Source organism: Maribellus sp. YY47, from assembly GCF_023111095.1.
Classification (GTDB): domain Bacteria; phylum Bacteroidota; class Bacteroidia; order Bacteroidales; family Prolixibacteraceae; genus Draconibacterium.
Window position 1 is genome coordinate 20,454 of record NZ_JALGYW010000006.1, and the last position, 11,519, is coordinate 31,972.

Here is an 11,519-nt window from a genome sequence, read left to right on the forward strand (position 1 = left end):
AAGGCCTTCTCTTCATCCGGGAAGGCCTTTTTTTGCACATAATTCACAACCGGATGTGTATAAGTTAGAAGGCGAAGACCTGCATTTGGATTGCCGATTCTTTAAATTCGCAGAAACAAGTAGGACAAATGCCATACAGAAGATTACCCACAACGGACAAAGCACGACTTCGTGCACTGGAAGCAGCACTAAATAAGGTAAGTACAATTACCACCCGAAATATTCCTTTTGCCAAACATTCGATAGAAGAGCTTCAAAACGTGAAAACCCAGTTTGAAAATGCTCTGAAGCACTACGAACTGAACATTAAGCAGCAGTCGGATAATAACAAAAATTACAAGGCAACGCAGGAAACTGCACGTTTATATCTTTCCCATTTTATTCAGGTTTTGTTATTTGCTTCGGAAAGAGGTGAAATAAAAGGTGGACTAAAATTTTACGGGAATTTACAGGAAATGGGTGGAAAACTTCCTTCACTCAACACCGAACAGGAAATACTGGAATGGGGAAGGATTGTGGTGAATGGTGAGCAAAACCGGGTTCGTCAGGGCGGAAGCGCTATTTACAGTCCGTCAATCGCGTTGGTAAAATTCAAATTGGAAGAATTTAGCGATGCAGCCATATTTCAGCAAAACCTGAAACGAAATACGCTAAGGGCTTTCGAGAAAATGCAGCAGTTGCGTAAATCGACCAACGACTTTATCTCTCAATTGTGGACCGAAATCGAAACTCACCTGGAACTGGAAGCAGGTTCAGAAGATGAAAAACGCAATCTGGCCGAAGAGTTTGGTATTGTTTACGTGTTGCGCCGGAAAGAGAGAAAATTGCTACAGAAGCAAAACGTTGAACAAACAAAGGAGACAGAAAATGAGGTTTCTTTGACGGAAAAAGCAGAAGAAAAACCCAGGTTTGTTCAGCGCGATTTGTTTATGCAGTTTAACTAAAACACCATGTCGCGGGCAACAATCGCGTTGGCATTGTTTTCCTTTTTAATCAGGTATAAAATAGCAGCGATAATCAAAAAACTGAAGGTTGCGGCAAAATAGCTTGTAGCGCCATAATCTTCCATTCCTTCTCCAATGGTTCCGTTGTTCACCAAAAACATGGCAATAACAGCCATTGCATTGTTTAAGAAGTGTCCCAGCATCGGGAGCCACATCGATCCACTCCATACCAGGAGGTATCCAAAAACAGCACCGAGAAACATGCGTGGAAAGAAGCCAAAAAATTGCATGTGCATGGCACTGAAAAGAATGGCCGATATCCAGATTCCCCAGTGATGATTTCGGGTCATCCGGGTGAATATCTTCTGAATAACTCCGCGAAACAGCAATTCTTCACCGATAGCCGGTAAAAAAGCTACCATAAAAAGATTGAATGCAAGTCCGGGAATGGTTTTTACATCCAGAAACGCTTCGGTTAGACGGGCCGCTTCATCTTCCGAGTTCCGCATCCATTCTTCCACGCCCGATAACCACCCGGGCAACGACAGGCGGCTGTTTAATTCTGCGGTGAAATTGATAAAGGGCATCATAAAAACCATTAGTACAATTACCAACAGGAAAGTTGAGCCCCGGAACGATGTATTCAGATAAAGATATTTTGATACACTTCCCTGGTAAAGATAAGCGAGAATGAGCGGCGGAAGCACAAACAAACCGATCGCCTGAACGGTTTGAAAGTATTTCAGGAAGTTCAGACTTTCAGGATTTTCCAGGTCGGTAAGTGTGGGAAGATTCAGTAGCGAATCGAACCCAAAAACAGGTACAGCAATTATCAGAGACAGGATCAGGAAGGTTAAAAAACAAACCAGAATTACAAAAGCTGAAAACAAAAGTTGAGGGAACGGCTTCATTCCCCTGAATGCGGTAATTGCCATATTTTACGATTTTGGGGTAAAGATAAAAGAATTGTAATTGATGGTAACAGATAGTAATTTGTTGTTTTTCATTTACGAAAACAACTATTAATTACAATGAATCACAACAAGTCGCTAAAAATTACTCCTTAATTTCCCTGATTTTCATATTCCGGAACATGGTTAAGCCGCCGTGGTCCTGCAGTCCGATGTGACCACTTTTGCCCATCCCGTATTCAGGGGCATCTGCCCATTTGCTGTTAGCCTTTCTGGCGTTCCAGTCATCCGACCATAATTCGTAAGTAACTACTTTCGTGCCGTTTAGCCAGTGTTCTACATGCGGACCATTCACAATAATACGGGTGGTATTCCATTCTCCCACAGGTTTTACTTCAGCATTTTCGGGCGCATTCATCGCATAGTTCGCTCCTGTGTATTGGTCATTGTGAATCTTGTTGGGCCAGCCTTTGTCGTCAATTAGCTGGTATTCAGGGCCTGATTCATAGATGGAGTTGGTCAATCCTTCCTGAACATGATAAAAAATACCGGAATTACTTTTGGGAGAAATTTTCCATTCCACGTACAATTCGAAATTGGTATATTCTTTTTTGGTAACAATGTCGCCACCATGATCGGAGCCAACGCCTGAATTTTGTAACTCATCATTTACGATCTTCCAGCCGGCAACCGGGCCCCCGTTAAAGGTTTTCCAGTTGTCGAGCGATTTTCCGTCGAAAAGGAGTTCCCAACCCTCTTTTATTTCTTTTTTGGTGAGGGTGTTGGTTTTTTGTTCTGTCTGGCACGAGGTAATCAGTAGGATGATTCCCAACGCGAGTAATCCGCTAAATGTTTTCATTAGGCAATTGAATTTAGGATTTAGATTGTCTTTCAAAAATACAAATTCAGCCTGAAACAACTCAGACAAAATCACTTTCTTTTTTGTCTAATAATGAGGTATTTTAGTGGATTACGTTTAATTTTAACCGATATCAAAAAAATACTCCTTGAAACTGAACAAAAGCATAATTGGGATGGTGCATGTGGGGGCTTTGCCCGGAACACCTAAAAGCGATGCATCTATCTCTGAGTTGATAGCCAATGCGCTTGCTGATACGGAGATTCTTCAGGAAGAAGGTGTGGATGCCATCATGATCGAAAACATGCACGACCGCCCTTACCTGAATCGCGAAGTGGGGCCCGAGATTGTAGCATCGATGACAGCCATTGCCTGTGCACTTCGTTCTGTAGTAAAAATACCGCTGGGAATTCAAATTTTGGCTGGAGCCAACAAAGCAGCACTGGCCGTAGCACTGGCTGCCCGATTTGATTTTATTCGTTCAGAAGGTTTTGTTTTCGGGCATTTAGCCGACGAAGGAATGATGAACAGCGATGCCGGAGCGTTGCTGAGGTACCGGAAACAAATTGGTGCCGATCGGGTGAAAATATTCACCGATATCAAAAAGAAGCATTCGTCGCACGCAGTGTCGGCTGATGTTTCGATTGCGGAAACAGCTAAAGCAGCTGAGTTTTTTCTTTCGGACGGAGTGATTGTTACCGGGAGTTCAACCGGGGAGAAACCATCGTTGGAGGAGTTGAAACAGGTGAAAAGCTCGGTAAAAATTCCTGTACTTATTGGTTCGGGTATCGACGCCGGGAATATCCACGAATACTGGAACTGGGCAGATGGATTTATTATCGGATCGTCGCTGAAAAAGGACGGAAACTGGAAGAATGAGGTAGACCGGGAACGCGTGAAACATTTTATGCTTACTATAAACCAACTCAGCAGATAGCTTATGGAATTTGATACCTGGCACTTGTGGATACTTGCTGCCATCGTTTTTCGACTTAACCGGTAGAATTTCTTTCTATTCTTTCATCAGGTCTTTGTCGTAATCTGTTTTATTCACCCAGCCCGCCGGAACATTTTCGCCTCCCATGTAACGGTTGTAGTAATTTCGCACGGCACCCGAATACTCGTAATTGTCAAAAATATCGCCGTTTCCCAAAATTCGTGGGTCGTTTTGTTGAGTAAGTTTTTCTTTCATTTCTGTTTCCAGCCGGGTTTTTATTTCCAGGTAATTAGTGTCGGCGGCCAGGTTGTTCATGCAATACGGATCTTTCAAAACATCATACAATTCCTCCTCTTCACGTTTGCCAAAATTAAGTTGCCAGTATTCCATCACACCTTTTTTTCTGCGGGTATCCAGAATGTAAGTTTTGGTTGGACTTCCGTCGCAGTTCAGATAACCGGTTTCCGGATTTCCCAGCGGCCAGCGATCGGGTTCGAAATTGTGGAGGTACAAAAACCCGTCGCTAAGAATACCTCTGACGGGATATCCTTCATCGTTCGGACGGCCCACATCGTGGCGTTCTTTTCCCACCAAAACAAAATTGCGATTGGGGTTTACCGTTCCTTCTTTTTCTGAATTGAAAATATCGGTCAGGCTTTTTCCTGATATTGGCTGCATTCCTGCGTTACCCGGATCAACACCGGCAAGCTCGAAATACGTAGGCGCAAAGTCGATAAAATTGACAAAGTCGTCGACCACTCGTCCTGGATTTTTAATGCCTTTGGGCCACATAATTGCCAGGGGTAAGTGGTTTGAGTATTCATATACTTGTCCTTTTATTCTTGGGAAAGGCATGCCGTTGTCGGCGGTAACCACCACAATTGTATTTTCCAGTTCACCCAGTTCTTCCAGTTTTTCTAGCATTTTCTGAAGGTGCGAATCAAAATACTCAATTTCAAAAGCATAGTCGAGCAGGTCTTTTCGAATGATATCTACATCGGGCCAAAAAGCCGGGACTTCATCAATTTCAGCGGTATTTTTTCCACCCTTTTTTATTCCCGATTCAAATTCGTAGCCGCGGTGTGGTTCGGTGCTTCCGTACCAAAAACAAAAAGGTTGTCCTTCGGGTTTTGCTTTCAGGAAAGCTTCAAAGTTACGGGCATAATCATTTTTGTTGATTTCGCTGGTTGGTGGCGTGGTAGTAAATTCATCAAATTTTGGGCCGGTAAGTTGACGGTTTTTTCCGTCTGTTTTTCCGGGATCTCCGGGTGCCCATCCTTTGGCAACACTTCCCACAAAATACCCGTTTTCACCCAAAGCTTCGGCATAAGTTTTAAACTTGACCGGGAAATGAGGAGAGTGGTTACAGGCTTCTTCGAGTTGCCAGCTGTTGCGACCGGTTAAAATACAAGCCCGCGACGGCGCACATTTGGCATTGGGAGTATAGGCGCGGGTAAATAAAATTCCGTTGCTGGCCACCCGGTCAAAAGCCGGAGTATTCACCCATTGGCAGCCATAAGCGCCGAAGTGTTTCCACGAAGCATCGTCGGCAATGGCAAACAAAATGTTGGGTTTTTGAATTTTTTCTTTACTGGGTTGACAGCCTTCAAAACACAAAAAAAAGGCGCTGAAAAGAAAAACTTGAAGAAAAATAGTTTTCATGGGTTTAGATTTTTGGATGATTGTTTTTCCTTTAAAAGTTTAAATGTACTTTTAACTTTCCGTTCAAAATTCAATTATTTGTCAATAGTAACGATTAAAAAAATGAAGATGAAAGTAGCTCTGATAAATTGAGCGAACTTCATCGAATACCTTCACAATTTAAATTTAAACAAATGAAAAATACCTGGTTTATTTTCGCACTGATGTTGCTTTTCTCTTGTTCGCAACCACAACCCAAACAACCTGTTTTGATCGACAAAGCAAACTTCGAAGTCGAGCACGACGGGAAACCGATTGATCTTTACACCTTGAAAAACAACCAGGGAATGGTCGCGCAAATTACCAATTTTGGCGGGAAAGTTGTTTCGTTATGGACTCCCGATAAACAAGGGAACTTTGGTGATATCGTTTTAGGCTTTAATACAATAGATGAATATTTGAAAACCAGCGAGAAGTACTTTGGCTCGTTGATTGGCCGCTATGGAAACCGCATTGCCAATGGTCAGTTTACGATTAATGATACCGTTTATACACTTGCCAAAAACAATGGTGAAAATGCATTGCATGGTGGAATTGTTGGTTATAATAATGTGGTTTGGGATGTCGAGCAACCCGATGATCAAACACTGGTGCTGACTTATCATTCTCCCGACGGGGAAGAGGGTTATCCCGGAAATCTGGATGTGAAAGTTCAGTATAAACTTACCGATGCGAACGAAATTAAAATCGAATATTGGGCAACTACCGATAAGGCTACCCCGGTTAACCTGACCCACCATTCGTTTTTTAACCTGAAAGGTGCCGGACAAGGTGATGTAAATGAGCACGTGGTACAGATCAATGCTGATAATTACACTCCGGTAGATGCAGGGTTGATTCCAACCGGCGAAATTGCACCGGTAGAAGGAACTCCGATGGATTTCAGAACTCCGATAGCTATTGGTGCCCGCCTCGGCGACGATTTTGAACAGCTGAAATTGGGTAATGGTTACGATCACAACTGGGTGTTGAACCAAGCTGCCGACGGATTGACTTTTGCGGCAAAAGTAGTTGAGCCGCAAACCGGTCGTACGATGGAAGTGTATACCAACGAGCCCGGCATGCAGTTCTATGGCGGTAATTTCCTGGATGGAAAGGCGGTTGGAAAAGAAGGTGTTCCGTATGTATTCAGAGGTGCTTTCTGTATGGAAACACAGCACTTCCCTGACAGTCCGAACAAACCCGAATTCCCATCGACTATTTTGGAGCCGGGAAGCAAATACTACTCAATTTGCGTCTATAAATTTGGTGTAGAATAATACCTTGTTTCAAAGATATTGAGAAGGCTCGGAGGTTTCCGGGCCTTTTTGTTTTTTAAGGCTCGATCTGATTCGGATGCTCATCGAAAAAGGATTAGGTAACATTCTGCCATTAAGCTCATTTTTGAGTTCAGCCCCTAAAAAAATTTCTATATTTGCATATTTTTTAAAATCAGCAGATTAGGAAGGTGATTATATGAGGAATAAATTTCAGGAATACAAACAATTAGATTTATCGCAAATCAACAAAGATGTGCTGGAGCGTTGGGAAAACGATGATACTTTTCACAAGAGTATTTCCACGCGCGAAGGGCACCCCACTTTTGTATTTTACGAAGGCCCGCCATCGGCAAACGGAATGCCCGGCATTCACCACGTAATGGCGCGTGCGATCAAAGATATTTTCTGTCGTTACAAAACCATGAAAGGATTTCGTGTTCACCGCAAAGCCGGTTGGGATACGCACGGACTTCCGGTGGAACTGAGTGTTGAAAAAGCGCTCGGTATTACCAAAGACGACATTGGCAAAAAAATTACCGTAGAAGAATACAGCCAGGCCTGTAAAAAAGAGGTGATGAAATACACCCGCGAGTGGGAAGAACTCACCCGTAAAATGGGCTACTGGGTAAATATGGACGATCCGTACATTACCTACGACAACCGCTATATTGAATCGGTTTGGTGGCTGCTGAAACAGATCTACCAAAAAGGATTGTTGTACAAAGGGTACACCATTCAACCCTACTCGCCGGCCGCCGGGACAGGTTTGAGTTCGCACGAGCTGAACCAGCCGGGTTGTTACCGCGATGTAAAAGACACCACGGCTATTGCGCAGTTCAAGGCAATTCGTAACCAACGGTCAGAGTTTCTTTTCGAAGGACTGGATACTGATCTGTACTTCCTGGCGTGGACGACCACTCCGTGGACTTTGCCATCGAATACGGCACTGTGTGTTGGACCCAATATTAACTATGTAAAAGTTCGGTCGTTCAATCCGTATACCGGTTTGCCTGTTACGTTGATCCTGGCTAAAGATCTTTTCCCGGTGTACTTCTCTGCAAAAAATGCCGAAATGGCATTGGAAGAATACAATCCGGGCGATAAAAATATTCCTTACAAAGTGCTGGCTGAATATACGGGCGGGCAACTCAAAGGTGTTCAGTACGAACAGCTGATCGAATGGGTAAAACCCGAAGGAAAAGCTTTCGAAGTGATCACTGGCGATTTTGTGACTATCGAAGACGGTACCGGAATCGTTCACATTGCTCCTACTTTTGGTGCGGATGACGACCGCGTGGCCAAACAACACGGAATTTCTCCGTTGGTTGTGAAAGACGCCGATGGAAAAATGCAGGCGTTGGTAGATAGAAAGGGACGTTTCTACCCGACCATCGACCTTGATCCCGAGTTTGTTGAAAAATATGTCAACACCGAAAAATACCACGGCTTTGCCGGTCGCCCGGTAAAAAACGAATACGACGATAAACTGGATGAGGATGATCCGACAGTGGACATCGACATTTCGGTGATGCTGAAACAAGAGAACAAGGCTTTCAAAATAGAAAAGCATGTTCACAGTTACCCACACTGCTGGCGTACCGATAAGCCTGTTTTGTACTACCCGTTGGATTCATGGTTTATTAAATCCACTGCTGTGAAAGACAAGATGGTGGAGTTGAACAAAACCATCAACTGGAAACCGGTTTCAACGGGTACGGGGCGTTTTGGAAACTGGCTCGAAAACCTGGTGGACTGGAACCTTAGCCGTTCACGTTTCTGGGGAACTCCACTGCCGATCTGGCGCACCGAAGATGCTCAGGAAGAATTGTGCATTGGTTCGGTAGAGGAGCTGATGAATGAAATTCAGAAATCAGTGGAAGCCGGTTTTATGACCGAAAATCCGTTTGATGGATTTGAAGTGGGGGACAACTCGTTGGAGAACTACGAAAAGATCGACCTGCACAAATCACATGTGGATCCGATTGTTCTGGTTTCGCCAAGCGGACAGAAAATGTACCGCGAATCGGATCTGATCGACGTTTGGTTTGATTCAGGTGCGATGCCTTATGCGCAGCGTCATTACCCATTCGAGTGGAAGGAAAATTTCAAAAGTGTATTCCCGGCCGACTTTATCGCCGAGGGAGTGGATCAAACCCGTGGTTGGTTCTTTACTTTGCATGCCATCGCTACCATGATCGACGAATCGGTAGCATTCAAAAATATTATTTCAAACGGGCTGGTGCTCGACAAAAACGGCATGAAAATGTCGAAACGTCTGGGTAACGCAGTCGATCCGTTCGAAACCATCGAGAATTATGGTTCCGACCCGCTGCGCTGGTACATGATTACCAATGCGCAACCGTGGGATAACCTGAAATTCGACATTGCCGGAGTAGAAGAAGTAAAACGTAAGTTCTTCGGAACACTTTACAATACGTATAGTTTCTTTTCGCTTTATGCCAATGTTGACGGCTTTAAATATGCCGAAGAAGAAATTCCGGTGGCTCAGCGTCCGGAGATCGACCGCTGGATTATTTCGCTGCTCAACTCACTGGTAAAAGAAGTGGGCGAAAGCTACGAAAGTTACGAGCCAACCCGTGCAGGCCGTGCCATTTCGGAATTCGTGACTGAAAACCTGAGTAACTGGTTTGTGCGTTTGAGCCGCAAACGTTACTGGGGAGGCGAATATTCACAGGATAAAATTTCTGCATACCAGACGCTTTATACTTGTCTGTCAACAGTGGCTAAACTGATGGCGCCAATCGCACCGTTTTATGCCGATCTGCTTTTCAGTGACCTGAACAAAGTGACCGGAAAAGAAGCCGATCAGAGTGTTCATTTGCTGGATTTCCCTGGGTACGACGCAACACTGATCGATAAAGACCTGGAAGAAAAAATGGACATCGCTCAACGAGCTTCGTCGATGATTCTGGCATTGCGCCGTAAAGAAAAACTGAAAGTGCGTCAGCCGCTGGCGAAAATTATGGTGCCGGTATTAAATCCGCATTTTAAAGAACAGTTCGAAGCAGTTTCGAGTATAATTCTGGCAGAAGTGAATGTGAAGGAAGTTGAATTTCTGACCGACACTGCCGGGGTGATTAAAAAGAAGATCAAGCCAAATTTCAAAACTCTTGGGCCGAAATACGGTAAGATCATGAAACAGATCGCTGCAGCGGTAAATCAGTTTGATCAGGCCACCATTTCAGGCATTGAAAGCACTGGTGAATACGAACTGGTCGTTGGCGACGAAAAAGTGATGCTGGCGCTTGAAGATGTTGAAATTCAGACAGAAGATATTCCGGGCTGGACAGTAGCTACTGAAGGGCAGATGACCATCGCTTTGGATATCAATGTTACTGAAGAATTGAAACAGGAAGGAATCGCCCGCGAATTCATCAATAAAATTCAGAATTTGCGCAAGGAAAGTAACTTTGAAGTAACGGATAGAATTAAGCTTTCGATTGAGAAAAATGAAGCCTTTAATGAGGCGTTGGAAAACCATCGTGAATACATCTGTACACAAACACTTGCCGATGCGTTGAAGCTTGTAGATAAAGCAGATGAGGTATTTGCAAAAGAGGTGGAAATCGACAAAGATGTAAATGCCAAAATCGAAATCGAAAGGTTGTAGAAATATAATGTTTAGAAGCACCTGATATGATAGGTTTTTTTTTTACTTTAGGAGCTTCTTGAAAAATAGAAAATGAACTAAAACCCAACAACTATGGGAGTTAAAAACAGATATTCGGATGAGGAGTTGATGGAATTCAAAGAGATCATCCTGAAAAAGCTTGAAAAAGCACAGGCTGATTACGAAATGTACAAGAATTCGATTACTCAAGGAGATGGGAATGACATCTCGGACACTTCGCCAACGTTTAAGGTATTGGAAGAAGGAGCAGCTACCCTCTCTAAAGAAGAAGCAGGGAAACTGGCTCAACGCCAGCAGAAATTCATTCAACATTTGCAGGCTGCTTTGGTTCGTATCGAAAACAAAACATATGGTGTTTGTCGGGAAACAGGCAAACTGATTTCAAAAGAAAGATTGCGGGCTGTTCCTCATGCAACGCTTAGTATCGATGCTAAAAACAGTCAAGGCTGAGGAAGTGAAAAAAGATTTTAATTTGCTCTTCGAAACCAGCGTGAACTGACATTCGGAGAGCTTTTTATTTTAATGAAACAGACATGTCGCGGACTAAAAAAGCGCTACTAATCATTTTTTTGATTTTGATAGTTGATCAGGTTTTGAAGATCTGGATCAAAACAAACCTGGCCATAGGTGACGAAATCGTCATTTTTAAAGATTGGTTTATCCTTCATTTTGTGGAGAATAACGGAATGGCCTTTGGCTTCGAGTTTGCCGGTGAATACGGGAAAATGTTTTTGAGTGTATTTCGCATTCTGGCAGTGGTTGCCATTGGTTGGTATCTTTTTAAACTGGCGAAAAGCAAAGAAGTACCGTTTGGTTTCATCGTTTGTATTTCGCTGATTTTTGCAGGTGCCATCGGAAACATCATCGACAGCTTATTTTATGGACTCATTTTTAACGATAGTTACGGGCAGGTAGCATCGCTTTTTCCTGCTGAAGGTGGCTATTCCAGCTTTCTGCATGGCAGAGTGGTGGACATGTTTTATTTTCCTTTGATCGAGGGGCGTTATCCGGAATGGGTACCCAGTGTGGGAGGAGACCCTTTCATTTTTTTCCGCCCGGTGTTTAATATTGCCGATTCGTCGATTACAGTTGGCATTTTCGCCATTTTGTTATTTTACCGCAAGTATTTCAACAAGGTAGAGGTGTCAAACGAAACAAACACAACTGCTGAAGAAACTACTCAGGGGTAAGGAGATTGCAGTACATAGATTTGACCTGAAAATCCTTCATTTATCTTACCTTTGCACCATTATTCG

At 43.5% G+C, this 11,519-nt stretch carries 9 protein-coding genes; 6 read left to right on the plus strand and 3 right to left on the minus strand.

Annotated features, from left to right (window positions below; all coding sequences use genetic code 11):
• Positions 1 to 128: 128 nt before the first annotated feature.
• Positions 129 to 944, plus strand: a complete 816-nt coding sequence (locus MR764_RS06125; protein ID WP_247978522.1) for a hypothetical protein — start codon at positions 129 to 131, stop codon at positions 942 to 944.
• Here MR764_RS06125 and MR764_RS06130 read toward each other — a convergent pair.
• Both MR764_RS06130 and MR764_RS06135 read right to left on the minus strand, forming a co-directional pair.
• Entirely contained in the window at positions 941 to 1,879 is a 939-nt protein-coding gene (locus tag MR764_RS06130; RefSeq protein WP_247978523.1) for a CPBP family intramembrane glutamic endopeptidase, read from the minus strand. The genes MR764_RS06125 and MR764_RS06130 overlap by 4 nt on opposite strands.
• Positions 1,880 to 2,000: 121 nt before the next feature.
• The gene (locus tag MR764_RS06135) at positions 2,001 to 2,714 is read right to left on the minus strand and encodes a DUF1080 domain-containing protein (protein WP_247978524.1); all 714 of its coding nucleotides are present in this window, start codon (positions 2,712 to 2,714) and stop codon (positions 2,001 to 2,003) included.
• A 148-nt stretch (positions 2,715 to 2,862) separates the two neighbouring features.
• On the opposite strand from MR764_RS06135, the gene MR764_RS06140 reads away from it, so the two are divergent.
• A complete protein-coding gene (locus MR764_RS06140; RefSeq protein ID WP_247978525.1) occupies positions 2,863 to 3,651 on the plus strand; it encodes a BtpA/SgcQ family protein in 789 nt (262 codons plus the stop codon).
• Positions 3,652 to 3,726: 75 nt separating this feature from the next.
• Here the strand turns inward: MR764_RS06140 and MR764_RS06145 are convergent, their stop codons facing one another.
• On the minus strand, positions 3,727 to 5,313 hold the full coding sequence (locus MR764_RS06145) for a sulfatase (protein ID WP_247978526.1): 1,587 nt from the start codon (positions 5,311 to 5,313) through the stop codon (positions 3,727 to 3,729).
• 173 nt (positions 5,314 to 5,486) lie between these two features.
• Between MR764_RS06145 and MR764_RS06150 the strand changes: the two genes are divergently transcribed.
• From MR764_RS06150 to MR764_RS06165, 4 genes are all read left to right on the plus strand, one after another.
• On the plus strand, positions 5,487 to 6,611 hold the full coding sequence (locus MR764_RS06150; RefSeq protein WP_247978527.1) for an aldose epimerase family protein: 1,125 nt from the start codon (positions 5,487 to 5,489) through the stop codon (positions 6,609 to 6,611).
• 196 nt (positions 6,612 to 6,807) lie between these two features.
• The gene (ileS, locus tag MR764_RS06155; protein ID WP_247978528.1) at positions 6,808 to 10,242 is read left to right on the plus strand and encodes an isoleucine--tRNA ligase; all 3,435 of its coding nucleotides are present in this window, start codon (positions 6,808 to 6,810) and stop codon (positions 10,240 to 10,242) included.
• 93 nt (positions 10,243 to 10,335) lie between these two features.
• Positions 10,336 to 10,713, plus strand: a complete 378-nt coding sequence (locus MR764_RS06160) for a TraR/DksA C4-type zinc finger protein (RefSeq protein ID WP_247978529.1) — start codon at positions 10,336 to 10,338, stop codon at positions 10,711 to 10,713.
• A gap of 83 nt (positions 10,714 to 10,796) precedes the next feature.
• Positions 10,797 to 11,453: a lipoprotein signal peptidase gene (locus tag MR764_RS06165; RefSeq protein ID WP_247978530.1), complete on the plus strand. Its 657-nt coding sequence runs from the start codon at positions 10,797 to 10,799 to the stop codon at positions 11,451 to 11,453.
• Positions 11,454 to 11,519 lie beyond the last annotated feature (66 nt).